Genomic DNA, 18479 nt, shown 5'->3' on the forward strand with positions numbered 1-18479 from the left:
AGTCAGTCTCTCGGGAAAGTCAGCGTGGCGCAGAGGCCGCCAAACTGAGAATGGCTCAGCAACAAGTTGCCGCCATGAGCCTTTGCAATACTCTGTGAAATGGTTAACCCCAGCCCACTGCCTTCTTTATCGTTGCTAGCGCGGAAGTATGGCTGGCAGAGCTTTTCAAGTAATAAATCGTCAACACCGTCACCGTGATCTTCAATTTCAATCTGGATCGACTCTGGGCTTTCACTCAGCGTAATATCCGCTTGATGGCCGTATTTGAGCGCGTTGTCGACCAGATTCTGAATGCAGCGCTTAATCGCTAACGGTTTACCAGCAAAGTGGGTGCGGATTTCACCGTGGATGCGAATCGCGTCCGGCGCATCGGCGATATTGGCGGAAATGTGCTGAATCAGTTGGGTGAAATTGATCGGCTCGATTTCCTCGTGGATATCGGTCTCTTTAATGCATTGCAATGCGCCTTTGACCATCAAGTCTAGGTCGTTACTCAGGCGGATAAAGCGTTCTCGGTCGGCGTCATCATCCAGCATTTCCGCTCGCAGTTTTAGGCAGGCAATTGGTGTTTTCAGATCGTGGGAGATGGCGCTGAACAGCATTTCGCGGTCTTTAATGTGGCTGTCGATGCGTCGGTTCATTTTGTTAAACGCACGTACTGCCGCTTTCAGTTCGTTACTGCCTCGCTCAGAGACTTCGGGCACGTCTAATCGGCTCGACATCAGGGTTGCGGCTTTTGCCAGCTCTCGAATGGGTTGAATTTCTTTGCGAACGATAAACCAGGTACACAGCAACAACATTAGCGCGGACAGCAATAGCGTCAGCCATTGGCGCAGCTCAAAATAGTTAGTCTCTAGGTTGATGTAAGGCGCGGGTAGCACCGCCGCGAGATAAAACCATTCGTTCTGTGCGACTTCGACCTGCATCACCAGAATAGGCGGATTGAGGTCACCAAACGAAAGCGAATAATGCGCCCACAATAGTGGCAGTTCATCGATAGGTAGCTCGTTGTTGAACACTTTGAGTTTGTCGCGCTGGGTGAATTCCACCTCGATATTAGGAATGCCGCTCAGCTCGCTTTCTAATACCTCGCGAACTTGGTTGATGACCAACGTTTTGCGCTCGCTCTCTGGCAGTGGGTCTACGTCAATCTGGTGATTGTTGAGTGAGACGAAAAAGCGCGTGCCGCCCATGTTGCGCAGTTGATTGAGCACCAAGTGGCGATATTCCGAAGGGAGGGTTTGAAAGAAGGCGATGGTGGAAGAAGCGCTCAGTGCTAAGCTCTTGACTGTGGTGGTCAGGCCCTCTTTATCGCGTTCGCTGGCGTGTTGATACCAGATAATCCCGGATAATACCTGCGCCAGAATGATCACCAGCAACAAAAACACACTGGTACGAACGACCAGTGATCCCGTCCAGCGTTTAATTCTCATAATGCACGTCCGTGGTCAGCATGTAGCCTTTATTGCGCACTGTTAGGATCAGCGAACGGTCTTTATCTTCAAGGTGATGACGCAAGCGGCTGATCTGCACGTCAATGCCGCGTTCAAACGGGTCGGCATCGCGTCCCCAGATCTCTCGCGCAATGTCATCGCGCGACAATATCGATTGCGCGTGGTTGACGAACAAACCGAGCAGCGACAAATCCGCGCCACTAAGTTGCTTGACCTCGCGGCTAGCAACGTGGGTCAGTTGCCGGGTTACGGTATCTAACAACCAATCGTCAAAACGCACTTTACGCGTCAGTTTGCTATTGGCGGTCGATTGGCTGCGTCTCAGAATGGTTTTGATTCGTGCGAGCAGTTCACGCGGGCTGAACGATTTGGTGATGTAGTCGTCAGCGCCCATTTCTAGCCCTGCGACTCGGTCGGCTTCTTCGGTGACGGCGGTCAGCATGATGATCGGGATATCGGAGTTTTTGCGCAGTTTCTGGCACAGGGTAAAGCCGTCTTCACCGGGCATCATAATATCGAGGATGATCAAATCAGGATGGTGATCGTTGAGCAGTTGCCACATCACGCCGCCGTTTTCCGCGCAAAGCACTTCAAACCCTGCGCGGCCAAGGTAATCTGACAACGCTTCGCGAAGGTCGAGGTTGTCATCGACGACCAGTATCTGCTTGTTTTCCATCCTACTTTCCCTGTGTCCGTCCCTGTGCCTGCCCCTGAGTTTGGCGCTGGCCAATATGATGCACTCTTAAACGCCCATGCACAATCGAGCCGATTGCAATTTTCACTTCTCGGTGTAAGAGATTTGTAAGCGGCCACTTACAAACTGATTGCCTTTTGTAACCTTAGGCGCCGCCTTGCTCGCTATGATCATCCTGACCTTACGTGAAACAACATGACCTGAAGGAATCAGGTCCTACAACACTGGCATTCGTCAGGAGGAAACCATGTTTGCAAGTATATTTGGACAACTACAAAAAATAGGGCGGTCGTTGATGCTGCCTGTGGCGGTGTTACCAGTGGCTGGCTTGATGCTGGGTATTGGTAACGCGGGTTTTGCGTTTATTCCAGACGCGGTCAACAAAGTGATGCTCGCCGCCGGTGAAGGCGTGTTCGGCAACATGCAGTTGATGTTTGCGGTCGGTGTGGCGCTCGGGTTATCAAAAGGCAATGACGGTGCGGCTGCGCTCGCAGGCTTAGTTGGCCTAGTTATTATGAACGCATCGCTCGGTATCGTGACTGGCCTGCGCGGCCTAGAAACTGACGCCACGATCATGGGCGTTGAGACGCTGCAAACCGGGGTGTTTGGCGGCATCTTTATCGGTGCGGTGGCGGCAATCATGTACAACCGCTTCTACAACATCAAACTGCCGGAATATTTGGGCTTCTTTGCGGGTAAGCGATTTGTGCCCATTGTCACCGGTCTATCGGCGATCGTCGTTGGTGCGATTCTCGCGTTTGCATGGCCACCTGTCGGACAACTTCTTGATGCATTCTCTCATTGGGCAGCGTACCAAAACCCTGTACTCGCGTGGGCGGTTTACGGCGCGGGCGAACGTTCACTACTCCCGGTTGGTTTGCACCACATCTGGAATGCGCCGTTCTTCTTTGAAGTCGGCAGCTATGTAGACCCAGAAACCGGCAAAGAGTTTACCGGTGAGCTCACTCGCTTCTTCGCGGGCGATAAAACCGCAGGTTATCTGTCTGGTGGCTTTATGTACTCCATGTGGGCGCTACCAGCAGCGGCATTGGCGATTTACCACTGCGCGTCTCCAGAGCGTAAGAAAATCGTCGGCGGTTTGATGATGTCTGCGGCGTTGACCTCTTGGTTAACTGGTATCACAGAGCCAATCGAATTTACCTTCCTATTCGTCGCGCCAGTGCTGTACGTGATCCATATTTTCCTAACTGGTATTGCGTTTGCGATCACCGCATTTTTGGAAATCAAACACAGTACTGACTTTGCGCACGGCGCGATCCAGTTCTTCCTTTACTACCCAATGTCGACCAACGCGTGGATGTTCATCATCATCGGTCCAATCTGGGCGACGCTGTACTACGGCTTGTTCCGATTCCTAATTGTGAAGTTGGATCTAAAAACGCCGGGTCGCGAAACCGACATTGCAGAAGTGAAGATTGCCGGACAACCTGATGAAATCGCGGTAGATGTAGTGGCTGCATTGGGCGGCAAAGCCAATATTAAGTCAGTCGATGCGTGTATTACTCGTCTGCGTGTCTCGGTGAAAGACATTGCCAACGTTGATGTTGCTAAGCTAAAAGCGCTCGGCGCGCGAGATGTGTTAGTGATTGGCGACAGTTTACAAGCGATTTTCGGCACGCAGTCTGACTCAATTAAGTCAGAAGTGCACAGCGTACTCGCCACCTCCTGATCTTACCTCCCCCAATATAGGTAAGATTTGCCAACCTCCTTGTGAGGTTGGCTTTTTCGTTTTCGGAGTTAAAAAAGCGAAGCCAATAACCAACCCTACTTCGCCGCCGCGTTGGTTAAATTGCCCAGCACGCCGCTGATTTTGTTCAATACCTCGTCGCAGCCTTCAATATGATGGCGCTGTTTTAAATACATCGGATCGTTGTAAGCTAACCACGTTTTGCCTTCAGCATCTTCATACACCAACACTTTTTGGGGTAAATCGAGCGCCACTTCCTGCGCACAGATCATCAGTGGCGTGCCCACTTTAGGGTTCCCAAACACGATAACTTCGGTTGGTCGCAACGTCATATCGAATTTCGTGGCGTTCTCTTGATGGTTAATGCGCGCAAAGACGTTCAACCCTTTTTCTTGCGCGATAGCGACAAATTTATCCGCCGTATCTTTTGCTGAATGCGTGCTCGCAACGGTTACCACACCCTCCCCAGCCAACGCACTCAATGACGTCAACGCCACGACCAACCCGATGATTACTTTTTTCATTTGTCGTCCCTTCCTCTCTCTGAGTCGAAAACTGTAAATATAGAAAAACCAAGTGTAGGAAAACTATAGAAGTCAGATTCCGCTATCGCGAATTGCACTCTACCTACTCAAGAGTCGACCGTGTAACACGGATTAATTGATTCAGATTAATAAAGCGTTAACTAGCTGAGCATCAAAAGCGTGAAATACGTAACATTTGCCGCCTATTTTAGTAAGAAAGAGAAAAGTAGTGACACGCGATCAATTTGAGTTATTAGCACCCGGTGGTGATTTAGATTCCATCAAAGCCGCCATTGCCGCTGGCGCCGATGCAATTTACTGTGGGCTCGACCGCTTCAATGCTCGTAACCGAGCGACCAACCTCACCTTAGATAACTTAAATGGCGTATTAACGTTGGCCCATCAGCACAGCTGTAAGATTTTCCTAACGTTGAATGTGCTGATTTTAGAAAGTGAAATTCCAGCGATTGTTCGCTTACTCAGCCAACTGAACACCACCAAAATCGATGGCGTGATCGTGCAAGATCTCGGTCTGGCCTACATTCTCAAACATCACTTCCCCGATTTGGATGTGCACGCTTCAACGCAACTGAACACGCATAACGAAGGCCAGATCCTCTTTCTCAACCAGCTCACCGCAAGCCGAGTAAACTTATCTCGCGAACTTAACATCGATGAAATAAAACATCTGGCGCAATTTGGTCGCGAGCACAACGTAATGATGGAAGTGTTTGTCCACGGCTCATACTGCATCGGATTCTCCGGAATTTGCTACATCAGTTCCGCTCGCAATGGCGCATCAGGAAACCGTGGACGCTGCAGTCAACCTTGTCGCGAACAGTACGAAACGACCAAAACGGGCAACAGCTACCCACTCAATATGAAAGACAACTCCGCCTTTGGGGACTTGAAAGCGCTTGCCGATGCTGGCGTGTATTCATTAAAAGTGGAAGGACGAATCAAGAAATCGCACTACGTCTATACCGTGGTCGACAATTGGCGTCAGCAAATCGATCGCTTGTGCGAAGGTTTGGAACTCTCTGAAGACACCACCGAGTTATACACGGTGTTCAACCGTGATTTCTCCAACGCATTTTTGCAAGGTGATTTCGGCAAGGCGATGTACATCGACAACCCGCGCGACCACGCTGTAAAGCATTTTTCGAAGGTTTATCAATGCCAGTCTGCTGATGATGTGCAAGCGGTGAAAAAGAAACTCTACGACGACAAAACCGCGATCATTGAGAAAGTGGCAGAGCAAACCAAGTCGTTCGATGTCACTTCGACACAAGTATCCGGCAGCAGCTTGAAAGGGTCGATTGATGTGCCAACTCTGCCAGCGTTACCTCAACCAGAACCTCGCCAAGGTGCGCCAAAATTATCGGTTCTGCTCTCGTCAGCACAAGAAGCCATGCTGTGCGAATACCACGACATTGATGTTTACTATCAATTGCCAATGGGATTGTCTGGCGAACTGAGCGCGATGATTGAATTGTTCCAAGCCAACCCAATGCTCAAACCTTGGTTCCCTGCCATTTTGATTGGCGAAGACTACCAAGCCGCACGCGTATTTTTGGAAACCATCCAACCTAAATTGTCGATCACCAACAACTCAGGCGTCGGCATGATCGCAAAAGAGCTCGGCTTAGGCTGGGTAGCAGGCCCACAAATGAACACGGTGAACTCATACGCGTTTAAATGCCTTCAAGACGAGTTCGCGGCAAGTGGCGCGTTTGTTTCTAACGAGCTGAATATGAAGCAGATGCGCCACATTAAGCGTCCGAAAAACATGCGCAGCTTCTACAGCATTTATCATCCAAATGCCCTACTTACGAGCCGCCAATGTTTGTTCCAACAAACCGAAGGATGCCGTAAAGTGAAGGTCAACAAAGGTTGTTTGAAACGCTGTGATAAACGCACGTCTATCATCAACTTAAAAGACAATCCTTACGTGGTGCAAAAACAGAAAGGCAGCCACAATTCGATCTACAGCGAACACAACGTCTTAAACCTGCAAGTGCTGCACGATCTGCCTCAATTATTTACCGATGTGTTGATCGATCTGCGTGATATCCAGACCGAAACGAAAGTCTCAGCAAGCAAACCTGAGTTGATTGACGCGTTCTTAGCTCTACTTGAAGAATACAGCGAACAAACCGTCCAAACGCTGAATGCCATGATTCAACCAACAGCCAACGCGCAGTATTTAAAGGGGTTGTAGAATTTTTCTAACGAGGCAAACAAAACAATAAATTATCCTACACTCTACTAGAGGGAAGCGTAACGCTTTGTAAGTCAGATGGTTGGCTGAAGAACATAGTTCATCAATAGAAGAACTTCCTGGCCATTTGAGATAATTTATTTGAGTACGCTATGAAAATATCTAAAGGTATCGAAGAGCAGGGGATCCCTGTCGGAAACTATTACGACAAATACAATACTCAGAACCCCATCGCCAGAAAAATGATGAGCAATTTCGATCATCATTTATCGCAACTGGTTGATATGGTCACACCAAAGTCGATACACGAAATCGGCTGCGGAGAAGGAGTCTGGGCACTTAAATGGCATCAACAAGGGATCCGTGTGAAAGGGAGTGACTTCTCCCAACAAGTGATTCAACTAGCAAGAGACAATGCCCAAGCACACAACTTGGAAGACATTTTGTTTGAACAAAAAAGTGTGTATGACGTTGCTAGAGAGACTGATTCTGCTGACCTTGTTGTTTGTTGTGAGGTCTTGGAACACCTAGAGCATCCCGAGCAAGCACTAGCAACATTGCAAGAGCTCGATACTGACTATTACATTTTTAGTGTGCCAAGAGAGCCGTTGTGGTGTGCGTTAAACATGGCAAGAGGTAAATATTTAAACAGTTGGGGCAATACTCCCGGACATATCCAACACTGGTCCAAGAATGCCTTTCTGACTTTGCTCAATCAACACTTTGAGATTCTCGAAGTACGCTCTCCCATTCCTTGGACCATGGTTTTATGCCAGCGTGTGAATCATGAAACATAATAAGAGTAAATTCATATTACGCTGGGTTGGGCGAATCATTACTATTTTTTCCATTGCCTTTGTATTAATCAAGCTCTCTACATACTCGCAGCAACTGAATATTCAGGATATTCCCTCTTACTCCTATCTGGTATTTATTTTTTGCATCGGCCTCTACGCCTTTGGCAATTATATTCTTTCTATGGCGTGGCGACTTTTAGTCGCGAACAGTGAATATACTTTGTCTGCATCAACTGCTATTTGGATGTTTGGCAGATCTCAAATTGCTAAGTATCTACCTGGAAACATTTTCCAATTCGCTAGCCGACAAGTAATTGGCGTACAACACGGAATTAAAAATAATGTATTACTGAAATCGACCTTATGGGAAATAGGGTTGATGGGTATTGCGGCTGGTTCGTTTGGCGTCTTTCTGCTGAATGAGTACTTCCCTAATTTAATGGGGTACGAGATGACTTTATTCGCTGGACTTATCGTGATCACCGGATCAATATTAAGCTTGATAGCCAGTCGCAATTACCTAAAAGCTTGTGGGCTTTATCTCTGCTTTTTTTTGGTATCGGGCGGCATTTTCTCACTCATATTTTTTACGCTAAACGACAATCTAACTCCAACTTTAGAGACATTTTTACAAACATCTTGTTACTTCATCATCTCATGGTTAATAGGGTTTGCCACCCCAGGTTCTCCTGCAGGGTTGGGTGTCCGAGAGGCTGTTTTAATCACACTCCTAGATTCTCCGAGTATTGAAGATACACTCTTAGTTGCCGTCCTTGTTTCCAGAATCGTCACTGTTCTAGGAGATATGTTGTTCTTCGCTATCTCGAGTGTATTTAGGCCTAAGCAAGCCGTATCAAATAACTCACTTCTTTAAAGTATCGAGGTAACTCGCTATTACTCTCCAGATCGTTTTCGCTTGGTTTCAAGCTGATAAGTGGGCAACTTTTCCTGATGCTCCAGCTTTTCTTCCAGTACCTCAATTCGGTGCAATACTTTTTCGGTCAGCTTTCGATTGAACCCTATTAGATCGGCCACCAACCCCATCAATAAAGTGATGAAACCCAAGATAAGTAGCGTTGACCCCAAGACCAATGACTGAATATGGCCATCTCCCGCTCCATTTAAAAAGAAATACAGGAATCGCATAATGGGAATCACACCACAAATCATCGCCACCGAGCCAATAAACAAAAACACTTGCAGAGGTCGATACATGGTATAAACCCTGACCAAGGTAGAGAGCGACATTTTTAGAAACTGCGGAATGCTCTTAAACAGACGGGACTCTCGCGTTTTTTCATTAGTTCGGATTGGCACCGAAACCACACCAATCCTTTTTGCACTTGCTTGAATCAACACTTCTATTGTGTAGCTAAAATCCGATACGATATTAAGTTGTTGTGCCGCACTTCTCGATATTGCGCGAAAACCACTCACAGCATCTTTAACATCCAATCCCGTCGCTTTGGCAATAATAAAGCTCCCCGACACTTGTAAACATCGTTTAAATACAGAGAAATGTGTATTGCTATACCCTCCTCGGTCACCAACAACAATTTCTGCTTTGTGCTCGATAATAGGCTTAACCAAGTGCGGAATATCGGCCCCATTATATTGATTATCGCCATCGGTGTTCACAATGATATCAGCATGAAGACGAAGGCACTCCTCAATCCCTCTTCGAAATGAGTAAGCAAGCCCCTTATTGCCCTGGTTAGTAATAATGTGCTCAACACCACACTTGCGTGCGACTTCTGAAGTACCATCCGTAGAACCATCATCGATGATTAGAATCTCTATCTTAGCGATACCATCAACGCGCTTTGGTATTGAGCGAATAACATCAGCAATATTGTCCGCTTCGTTAAAGCACGGAATTTGAACAATTAACTTCATGCTTGCTCCTCATGTTCTGAATCAACATTACTGTGCGTATTAGAAGCCGGTAAATAACCTCTGCTTCTCTTCAAGATTGCGAGGTCGGTACAGGTTATCTCCCCAACGCAGAACGACTTTACCTGGCTCTTTCGACACTAATTCATAGACCCCCCGCGCCAAGTACCGTGCTTGACCTGCCAACCAAACCTTGCCATTAATCAGAAGACTATTGCTAGCTTCAAGCGTATATACGCCCTCGATGTTGACCTTAACTTCCCGACTAAGAGAGTTGGGCGTCAGTTCAAACGTCTTTCCTGCAACATACAGATGCGACCAATGATGAATGTAGTTCTGCCTTAACGCTTGAATATCTTGCCTTAATAGCCCTTTATCGGTTTTGTCAGGGCCAAACACATCTAAATAGTGCGAATTAACCAGTACAAAAGCCGGATTGTCTTGCTCTATAGCATTGCGAATAACGGGGATGTTTCTCGCAATATAATCTTCGTAGCCCCACGTACTCATGAAAAAACCTTGTTTTGAAAAAGTCGGAACCATGGAGCATCGATCAATATAAGCAACAGGCTGAGGAAAGATTTTATGTACTTCATCAAGAAACTGACGCTGGTAGGCCAAGTTGCTTTTTATCGGTAAAACAAAACCATTCACCACAATGGATACCGCAAACAAGCAGGGAACAATAAAATTAAAAAATTGTGCAACTCTTGCGTTAGTGAAATTCTGGATACCACCCCAAGCCACAGCAAACAAAGCACTCACTGGAGCAAGCATAAAAGCGTAATAGTATGGGAAAGCGTTGCGATAAAAGAGCAAAGTGAAGAGTAATAAACTTAGGCACAAAAACTTAATCGATGACTCACGGCTTAATAGCTTTTGCGAAAAACACGTATAAACAGCAGTACCAATACCAATGAAAAGAGCTAACCAATACCATGAGTTCGTCGAAACTGAATGAACAAAGTAAAACAATCGGGGAAAAAGCTCGCGCTGGTTTAGTGTCTTATCCGCAGCACCGAACATCGTTCCTGCATCACCAACCGAACTCGCTCCATGTATAGAGAAGTAATGCCAACTGTATAGCATCGCAAAGGCAACCAGTATTGCGACTCCATACATGAGAACTTGCCTAAAATAACGCTTACGATTTCGCGACCAATAAAGCGAGGTTAAAACTATGCCTGTAAAAGTCGGGATATACAGAGCGGTCTTTAAAGTGACGAGCAAGGCGACAGCCGTAAGGACACCAGCAAGAATGGATACACGCCAAGAAAATGTTGCACTAAACACATAATACAGCGCCGCCATGATCATACATGTCGCGATAGGATCAGTACGAAAACTGGCCCCCATACGAACATTATAAACAAAAGAAAAATAGGCAAGCACCGCAAAAAGTGCCGCCGATTTGCTGCAGTACAATCGACATAACTTGTATAGATAAAATCCCGTGAGTAATTGAAAGAACACCATAACGACTCTCGCCACAATGATCTGGTCAACATCGTTATCGGATACACCACTCAGCCAAGTAAAGAAGTGAATGTGAAAGGTTTGGAAACTATTAATCACCTCGCCGTTAATAAACCGATGCACAAAAGATAGGTAATAAAACTCGTCCCAATTTACTTCGTAATTAAACGCAACAAAAAACCGAGCGATTACAGCCACTACGATTAGAATACAAAGAAAAATAGACGTGCTAGAGGTAGTATCTCTATCCGATAAATGACGTTTATTAACCTGTTCAACAGTCTCCATTCACCCTTCCTTGTTAATCGTTTCTCGACTAGTGGCATGCTCTGAGACATTAAGTTGTATGAATAAGGTTAGAACTGCCAGTAATGAGTATAGTCATGATTCAAAACCAAATAAGGGGTGGCAGGAGAAGTTTCGAGAGCAAAACACCGTTGAGCAACGAGACCGTGTTTTTATTCCACACTTTGAAAGCGGGAAACTTTGCATTATTTCAAAAGGCTTTAGTATTAAGTCTCTCAACATATCTTGAACACTCACTGTGCACTGACTACAATGGCGCACTTTTTACGGAATTTAGGTCACAAACATGACAGATACAGCTAAACCAGCTCTACCAGATCGCCTAGCGGGTAACCCACGTAGCCCATTCTTCATCAAAGAATGCTTCGAGCACCAAATCGGTATTCGTATCAACGGCCAAGAGCGTACTGACGTAGAAGAATACTGCATCAGCGAAGGTTGGGTAAAAATTGCTTCTCCTAAAGCAAAAGACCGTTTCGGTAACCCAATGCTAATCAAACTTAAAGGCGAAGTTGAAGCGTACTACGTGTAAGCTGACCACGCTGAATGTATTTGAAAGCTCGAGTCTGACTCGGGCTTTTTTAATGCCTGTTATATCCCTTTCTCGATTAATCTATTCAGTACAAGTTATTAAGAAATCGATGTAAATCGCTGTTTTTATCTGATTGTTGGCTAAAGTTTTTATAGAACTTACTTAAACAGCCATTGCCAAAAGAAACAACACCTTTTGAATACAGGGAGAGGAAATGGAAAGCCCACTTGTCACACTCAAACACGCCAGCAAAAGCTTTGTCGATGGCAAAGAGACACATCGCGTGTTGGAAGGCGTCGACTTTACGTTGAACACAGGAGCGAGTGTTGCGCTGACGGGCGCCAGTGGTAGCGGCAAAAGTACCTTACTCAATGTCATCGCTGGCTTTGAGCCACTTTCCGATGGTGAATTGTGGTTAGATGGTGATAACACAGCGACTTGGAAAGACCCACAATGGAGCCGATTTCGACACCAAAAACTCGGTGTTATCTTCCAGCAATTCAACCTATTAACGCCGCTCAACGTGCAGCAGAACATCGCCTTCCCTCTGCATTTGAATCAACAAAAATGGAGCGACTGGTGCGATTATTTGGTCGAGACTCTAGGCATCAGCCAACTTCTCGACAGGCATGTTTCTGCCCTTTCCGGCGGCCAACAACAACGAGTCGCTATTGCACGAGCACTTGCCCACAAACCTAAACTGCTACTTGCTGATGAACCCACAGGAAACCTCGACCAAAAAGCAGGGTTAGAAATAATGAAACTACTCAGTGAAATCACCACCCAAGGCAATACCGCCGTGCTATTGGTGACACACAGCCCTGAATGTGCTGAGTTTATGAAAACACGGCTGAGATTGGATAATGGTCAGCTACAGAACAGTCATCAAGTAAACAAACATGAGCTTCGCCATGAAGCAAGCTAAGCTATCAAACACCAGATTTACTCATACTCGACTCTCCCTGAATCTGTTTGTAGCGCACTATCGGCAGGCACCACTGCAAGCCGCCGCGATTCTGATCGGTATTGTGCTGGCTGTGACCTTGTTTGTTGCGGTGCAAGCCATCAACCTCAATGCCAAGCGCAGTTATGCTGAGTCTACCGAGCAGCTTAGCGCACAAGCTCAGAACTTAATTATTCCACCAGCAGGGCAAAACTATCTGCCCGAATCGCTCTACTTCACCCTTAGACAAAACGGGCTCAGTGCAGCGCTACCTGTAATCGAAGGGCGAGTGAGAGACGAACAAGGTCGACGCTGGTCAGTACAAGGTAGCGAGTTGATTGCCGCCATCTCTTCACGTTCGCGCTATTCTTCAGAAAACCAACAGAACGTGTCTTTGTTCGACAGTGCTTTGCCTTTACCTGAGCTTTTAGCTGGCAAGCCAATCGTGATGATGAGCCAATCTCAACATCAAAACTTAGGAGAGGTAGAAACCCTAACTCTGGACGACATCCCAACCCAAGTAGTGGTGCTACCAGACGAATGGCAGTTAGGTAGCCGAATGTTGATGGACATTGGCTTTGCCCAGCAACTGCTCAATAAACAAGGGCAGCTCAGTTACATTGCGGTTTTCCATTCGGGTGATAAAGGGAATAAAGGCACACAAGCAAATTGGCAAAGCATCATTGGTGAGCAAGGACAATGGATTTCCAATAACCAAAGTACAGACCTTGGCTCGCTGACCGACAGCTTTCACCTCAATCTCACGGCAATGAGCTTACTTGCCTTTTTAGTCGGGCTGTTCATTGCCTACAACGGCGTAAAGTACAGCTTGCTTAAACGCAATCGGCTATTAGTGCAGATTCAACAGGCGGGTGTCGCGCCGAGCATTGTGTTCTCTGCGCTGTTAGTTGAACTCACTATTCTGGTTACCATCGGCGCTTCCCTCGGTTTTGTATTGGGCATGCAACTTAGTCATTGGTTACATCCGACTGTGGCGCTGACTTTAGAACAACTTTACGGCGCGACACTGCTGCCCGGCACTTGGCAGTGGCAATGGTGGGCGCAAGCATTGCTGCTCACGTTAGCCGCCACCCTATTAGCATGTTGGCAGCACTTTAAACAGCGAGTGCGCCAGCCGCTCTCCTCTCATGGCGGATTTTATCAAGCACCTGAAGCCTCAAACGAAAACCAATTGTTCGTGATAGGTGCTGCGTTGACGGCTTTCGCACTTGCAGGGTTATGGCTGAGTGAGCATCACCGCTTTACCATGGCGTGGCTCGGCGTGCTTGTAGTGTCGATTCCTTTGTATCTACCCAAAACACTCAGCGTGTTAGCCAATTGGTGTGAGAAGCGCACCAGTTCTGGTCTGATGCAGTATCTGTTTGCTGAGCTGCGCGAGCTGATTTCTCCGCTTTCTCTCGCCATGATGGCGCTGCTACTCGCCGTTACGGCCAATATGGGGATGAACACCTTGGTGGGCAGCTTTGAATCCACCCTAAAGCAGTGGTTAGAACAAAGGCTACACGCCGATATTTACGTCAGCCCTGCCCAAGGGAAAATCGCTGATGTAGAGCGCGCATTAGGACAGTTCGACAATGTTGAGACCGTCTACAAGCAATACTACGTCGACGATAATCTGCAAGGCTTACCGATTTTGCTTGGTACCAAAGACAAAGACACCTTAGAACAAACCATGGTGTTCAAATCGCATTTGGAGAACTTCTGGTCACGCTTTTACCAAGGTGAGTTAGTCGCTATCAGTGAACCAACCGCGGTCAAACTGGGTTTATCACTGGGTAGCGAACTCACGCTTGATGCCGTTCCAAATAACAACCTGCTTGTGGGTGCGATATTCCACGATTACGGCTCACCCGACGGTGAAGTCTTATTAGCACCCAAGTTATGGCAAGAGAGTGGCTTTACCGACTTGCCGACAAGCCTTGGTATTAAAGTCTCAGATGACCCACAAATCGTATACGACCAACTGCGCGAGCAACTGAATCTGCATCCAAGTCAGCTCTACGATCAGGCGCAAATCAAATCCATCGCGTTAGATATTTTCTCGCAGACCTTCGCCATTACGCGCGCACTCAACGGCGTAACTTTGTTGGTCGCGGTGATTGGTTTGTTCAGTGCTTGTTTTATGTTACTCGACGCGCGCAAAGCCGCCATTGCAAGGCTGTATGCACTTGGCGTAAGCCGTCGTAAATTAATGACCATGGTAGTCGGACAGATCGTCGCTTTGGTCAGTTTTACTCTGGTTATCGCCCTGCCCCTCGGAGCCATGGTGGGTTATGTGCTGACAGACATCGTCACCTTGCGCGCTTTTGGTTGGAGCTTAAATTATCTGTGGAATTGGAGTGATGCGCTGAACATTGCGGCGATCACCATCTTGGTGGCGGTGATTGCAACCTTGATTCCGCTGTGGCGATTGGTCAGTAAGCCTGTCGTCTCCAGTTTGCAAAGCGAGGTGTTGTGATGGTTCGATTAGCAAGCAAACTTACTCTACTCATAAGCAGTCTGTTCCTATTTGGATGTGAAGATCCCCAACAAAAAAATATGGGCACGCAAAATATGGGCGCATTGCTGGGCAGTGGAGATACGCAAAGCGAGAGCAACCCATTCACACCCGTGGAAAAAGGTGTCGAACTGACCTTCCCAGCAGACCATCAAGCACACCCGAATTTTCGTCATGAATGGTGGTACTTAACCGCTAACTTAATCGATGAAGACGGCAACCCACTTGGCGTTCAATGGACACAATTTCGCTTTTCTGCTGCGCCACCAACGGACGAAGATGACGTGAAGAAAACCGAATGGCAAACTCAGCAAATCTACATGGCGCACAGCGCGGTTACAACGCAAGACAAACATTATGCTGATGAAAAATGGTCACGTGACCAAGCCTCTCTAGCTGGCGTCGACACTTCACCATTTCGGGTTTATCTCGATGATTGGCAGTGGACTTCTTCAACCAACGATCTCTTCCCTGCCACATTGAATGCAAACTCCGAACAATTTGGCTATTCGCTGACGCTTACCAGCAGCGCACCTTATCAAAAGCAAGGCGAACAAGGTTACAGCACCAAAAGTGCCGATGGCCGTGTGGCTTCCTATTACTACAGCCAACCGTTTATTGATGTCTCCGGTGAAGTCACGATCGATGGCAAAACCCATCAAGTATCCGGCAAAGGCTGGATAGATCGAGAGTGGAGCTCGCAATTCTTACTCGACTCACAACAAGGCTGGGACTGGTTTGCTCTAAGGTTGAGTGACGACACCAGTTTGGTGGTGTTCCAATTGCGGGATTCCAAAACCGGAGCAGCCAGTTACTCCAACGCAAGACTGATGCAGCAAGATGGTTCTGGCATCGCTATCCCACAAAAAGACATTCAGTTAAAGGCAACCAAGCAAACAGAAATCCAAGGGCGAAAGTATCCAACCCAGTGGCAAGTGTCGATTCCTAACCAGCAAATCGATCTTACGGTTTCGGCACTCAACCCGAACGCGAAAATGCCGCTTTCGGTGCCTTATTGGGAAGGCCCAGTGCGTATTGATGGCTCTCATTCTGGGACTGGTTATATGGAGCTGACGGGATATTAAGCGCTCTGAACGGATTTCAATTACCGTTGAGAAGCCATCTTAAGAACCATCTCCTACCCGCAACAGAATGCATCACAATCAGAAATAAATGACTACGACGCATTTATTCGATACTAGCCTTGAATCCTTGCTTCGTTGCGGTACGCTTTGAGCAAATCAAACAAGGGTGGCCCCTCTCATGCGTGTCGATTATCACCAACGACTCGTTCCTGTTATTCGCTATCTGGAACAGCACTTTAACGCTCCTCTCAATTTGCTCGAAGTGGCAGCGCTAGCCAACCTCTCTCCCTATCACTTTCACCGTACCTTCAAGGCGGTACAAGGCGAAACATTAGCCGACTTCATCCGACGTTTACGGCTAGAGGCGGCAGCAGATGACCTTTTCAAATCAAAGCAACCAGTGCTGAACATCGCGTTAGAGTACGGTTTTTCTAGTTCGCAAAGCCTAGCTAAGGCGTTTAAGCAGCATTATGGCGTAACACCAAGCGCCTTTCGCGACTGTAAAAACTACCAGCAATTTTCTGAGCTAGCGCGAAACAGCAAGATTGGACACGCACTGCGCAAGAATGGAAACGAACGAACCCTAAGCGATTCATATACTGACTCTGAACTCACAACATGGAGCAACAATATGGAAACGCAAAACTTTGATAAAGCAAAATTGGCTTACATTCGCGTTAACGGCCCTTATGGCCAAGGTTATGAAGAACCATCAGGTCGCTTGTATCAATGGGCAGGAATGAAAGGTTTGGCGGGCAATACCTGTATCTTCATTTATCACGATAACCCAGAAATCACGCCAGACGAGAAGTGTCGTACTGACATCTGTCTAATGGTGCCAGAAGATACCGAAGTACCAAAAGGCATTGAGCTGCAAGACTTCCCCGGCGGTCAATATGCGGTGATGCGCCAGCAAATTACCGAATTCAGCCAATACCCTAAAGCATGGGATGATTTGATGAGCAAAGTGGTTGAATCTGGTATTGAAAACGACTGTCGACCTTGCTTCGAACTTTATCATAGCTACGATCCACAAACGCACCATGCAGACGTCAGCTTCTGCACTGCTATCAAATAATCGAAAAAAGCCTGCACGTTCGCAGGCTTTCCTTCTATTAGAAATAATGTCTAAATCGTTAGATCGCTTCGCCATTTACTGTAACAGCAACATCAATATTGCCACGAACGGCGTTTGAGTATGGGCAAACTTGGTGTGCAATGCGGGTTAGCTCTAATGCTTGTTCTTGTGGCATATCTAGCTCTACCGCTAAGCTCACTGTTAGTGCAAAGCCGCCGTTATCGTTCGGACCAATGCCCACTTCCGCTGTTACGGGTGCACTTTTCAGGTTTACTTTACCTTCACGTGCTACGTGCAGAATCGCGTTAGAAAAACATGCTGAATAGCCCGCTGCGAAAAGCTGCTCAGGGTTAGTTGCTGCGCCTGTGCCGCCCATTTCCTTCGGGTATGACAGCTCTAGATCGAGAAGACCGTCATCTGTTTTTACTTGACCATTACGACCAGCCAAAGCAGTAGCTTGAGTTTTGTATAGAGTAGTCATGCGATTGTCCTTCTTATTTTAAGTTGCACACAATTTAATTGTCTGCAATCTTATATCGAAGTAAAGATCATTTGCAACTATATTGTGCACAATTTATTTTATGACTCTCTTTCTCTGTGAGCAGGTAGGCAACGCCAATGAGCCAGTGTTACACCGACAACACCATGACCAACGACGATAAACTCTTACTCGAAAACCAAGTTTGCTTTCCGCTCTATAGTGCAGCAAATGCGGTGATCCGAGCTTACCGCCCTTTGCTGGACGAACTTGATCTGACTTATTCGCAGTACTTAGTGATGATGGTGTTGTGGGAGAAAGACGGCGCCAGCGTTAAAGAATTGGGCTCACAACTGCATTTGGATTCAGGCACGCTCACGCCGCTGCTTAAACGCCTAGAAGCGAAAGGCTATGTAGAGCGTGGTCGTAGTGAAACCGATGAGCGCGTTCGCGTACTCAACCTAACCGAGCAAGGTCGTGACCTTAAAGAACAAGCCAAGTCGGTGCCAAACGCCATGGTGTGTAAAATCACGTTAGAGCTGGATGAAATGATCATGCTGAAGAAGTTGTGCGGCAAGGTGCTCGACAATCTGAACTAAAAAATAAAAGCATCAGCTTCCCCACTTCCTATTAGAAAGAGCCTGCCGAGATGCAGGTTCTTTCGATCTTAGCCAGACGATCTCTTAAAGGTCATCATCAGTATTCTCTATTACCACTTGGCCTTCCTCTTCAATAAAACCTATCAAAGCAAACTCACTTATATCGGGTTTCC

At 47.0% G+C, this 18479-nt stretch carries 16 protein-coding genes; 10 read left to right on the plus strand and 6 right to left on the minus strand.

What is annotated here, in order from left to right:
- Positions 1-2: 2 nt before the first annotated feature.
- Positions 3-1433 carry an ATP-binding protein gene (locus D8S93_RS13145; RefSeq protein ID WP_152813609.1) on the minus strand — a complete coding sequence of 477 codons (1431 nt, stop codon included), beginning with the start codon at positions 1431-1433 and terminating at the stop codon, positions 3-5.
- Positions 1423-2130: a response regulator gene (locus D8S93_RS13150; protein WP_005383484.1), complete on the minus strand. Its 708-nt coding sequence runs from the start codon at positions 2128-2130 to the stop codon at positions 1423-1425. The genes D8S93_RS13145 and D8S93_RS13150 overlap by 11 nt, the downstream gene beginning before the upstream one ends.
- Positions 2131-2395: 265 nt before the next feature.
- Between D8S93_RS13150 and ptsG the strand changes: the two genes are divergently transcribed.
- Positions 2396-3838 carry a glucose-specific PTS transporter subunit IIBC gene (gene ptsG, locus D8S93_RS13160; RefSeq protein ID WP_152813619.1) on the plus strand — a complete coding sequence of 481 codons (1443 nt, stop codon included), beginning with the start codon at positions 2396-2398 and terminating at the stop codon, positions 3836-3838.
- Positions 3839-3933: 95 nt separating this feature from the next.
- Here ptsG and D8S93_RS13165 read toward each other — a convergent pair whose 3' ends face one another.
- Positions 3934-4380 (minus strand): DUF302 domain-containing protein, encoded by a 447-nt coding sequence (locus tag D8S93_RS13165; RefSeq protein WP_005395563.1) that lies wholly within the window; start codon positions 4378-4380, stop codon positions 3934-3936.
- A 229-nt stretch (positions 4381-4609) separates the two neighbouring features.
- Here D8S93_RS13165 and D8S93_RS13170 point away from each other — a divergent pair, with 229 nt between their 5' ends.
- The 3 genes from D8S93_RS13170 to D8S93_RS13180 all read left to right on the plus strand — a co-directional run bounded on the left by D8S93_RS13170 (position 4610) and on the right by D8S93_RS13180 (position 8272).
- The gene (locus tag D8S93_RS13170) at positions 4610-6601 is read left to right on the plus strand and encodes a U32 family peptidase (protein WP_319802997.1); all 1992 of its coding nucleotides are present in this window, start codon (positions 4610-4612) and stop codon (positions 6599-6601) included.
- Between the two features lie 152 nt (positions 6602-6753).
- Positions 6754-7398: a class I SAM-dependent methyltransferase gene (locus tag D8S93_RS13175; protein ID WP_152813623.1), complete on the plus strand. Its 645-nt coding sequence runs from the start codon at positions 6754-6756 to the stop codon at positions 7396-7398.
- Complete coding sequence (locus D8S93_RS13180; RefSeq protein WP_152813626.1) at positions 7388-8272, plus strand: hypothetical protein; 885 nt, start codon at positions 7388-7390, stop codon at positions 8270-8272. The genes D8S93_RS13175 and D8S93_RS13180 overlap by 11 nt, the downstream gene beginning before the upstream one ends.
- 20 nt (positions 8273-8292) lie before the next feature.
- On the opposite strand, the gene D8S93_RS13185 is transcribed toward D8S93_RS13180, so the two are convergent.
- Positions 8293-9294 (minus strand): glycosyltransferase family 2 protein, encoded by a 1002-nt coding sequence (locus D8S93_RS13185; RefSeq protein ID WP_152813628.1) that lies wholly within the window; start codon positions 9292-9294, stop codon positions 8293-8295.
- Between the two features lie 39 nt (positions 9295-9333).
- The gene (locus D8S93_RS13190) at positions 9334-11055 is read right to left on the minus strand and encodes an ArnT family glycosyltransferase (protein WP_152813630.1); all 1722 of its coding nucleotides are present in this window, start codon (positions 11053-11055) and stop codon (positions 9334-9336) included.
- 304 nt (positions 11056-11359) lie between these two features.
- Between D8S93_RS13190 and D8S93_RS13195 the strand changes: the two genes are divergently transcribed.
- From D8S93_RS13195 to D8S93_RS13215, 5 genes are all read left to right on the plus strand, one after another.
- Positions 11360-11605 (plus strand): DUF3297 family protein, encoded by a 246-nt coding sequence (locus D8S93_RS13195; RefSeq protein ID WP_005374689.1) that lies wholly within the window; start codon positions 11360-11362, stop codon positions 11603-11605.
- 214 nt (positions 11606-11819) lie between these two features.
- The gene (locus tag D8S93_RS13200; RefSeq protein WP_152813632.1) at positions 11820-12530 is read left to right on the plus strand and encodes an ABC transporter ATP-binding protein; all 711 of its coding nucleotides are present in this window, start codon (positions 11820-11822) and stop codon (positions 12528-12530) included.
- Positions 12517-15027 (plus strand): ABC transporter permease, encoded by a 2511-nt coding sequence (locus D8S93_RS13205; protein ID WP_152813826.1) that lies wholly within the window; start codon positions 12517-12519, stop codon positions 15025-15027. The genes D8S93_RS13200 and D8S93_RS13205 overlap by 14 nt, the downstream gene beginning before the upstream one ends.
- Entirely contained in the window at positions 15027-16151 is a 1125-nt protein-coding gene (locus D8S93_RS13210) for a lipocalin-like domain-containing protein (RefSeq protein WP_152813634.1), read from the plus strand. The genes D8S93_RS13205 and D8S93_RS13210 overlap by 1 nt, the downstream gene beginning before the upstream one ends.
- Positions 16152-16329: 178 nt before the next feature.
- Positions 16330-17229 carry an AraC family transcriptional regulator gene (locus D8S93_RS13215; RefSeq protein WP_152813637.1) on the plus strand — a complete coding sequence of 300 codons (900 nt, stop codon included), beginning with the start codon at positions 16330-16332 and terminating at the stop codon, positions 17227-17229.
- A gap of 58 nt (positions 17230-17287) precedes the next feature.
- Here the strand turns inward: D8S93_RS13215 and D8S93_RS13220 are convergent, their stop codons facing one another.
- Complete coding sequence (locus tag D8S93_RS13220; protein ID WP_005374640.1) at positions 17288-17710, minus strand: organic hydroperoxide resistance protein; 423 nt, start codon at positions 17708-17710, stop codon at positions 17288-17290.
- Between the two features lie 137 nt (positions 17711-17847).
- Between D8S93_RS13220 and D8S93_RS13225 the strand changes: the two genes are divergently transcribed.
- Positions 17848-18306, plus strand: coding sequence for a MarR family winged helix-turn-helix transcriptional regulator (locus D8S93_RS13225; protein WP_152813639.1), 459 nt, complete (start codon positions 17848-17850; stop codon positions 18304-18306).
- Positions 18307-18479: the final 173 nt, after the last annotated feature.

The sequence above is a fragment of the Vibrio sp. VGrn 2 genome (assembly GCF_009361695.1).
GTDB lineage: Bacteria > Pseudomonadota > Gammaproteobacteria > Enterobacterales > Vibrionaceae > Vibrio > Vibrio diabolicus.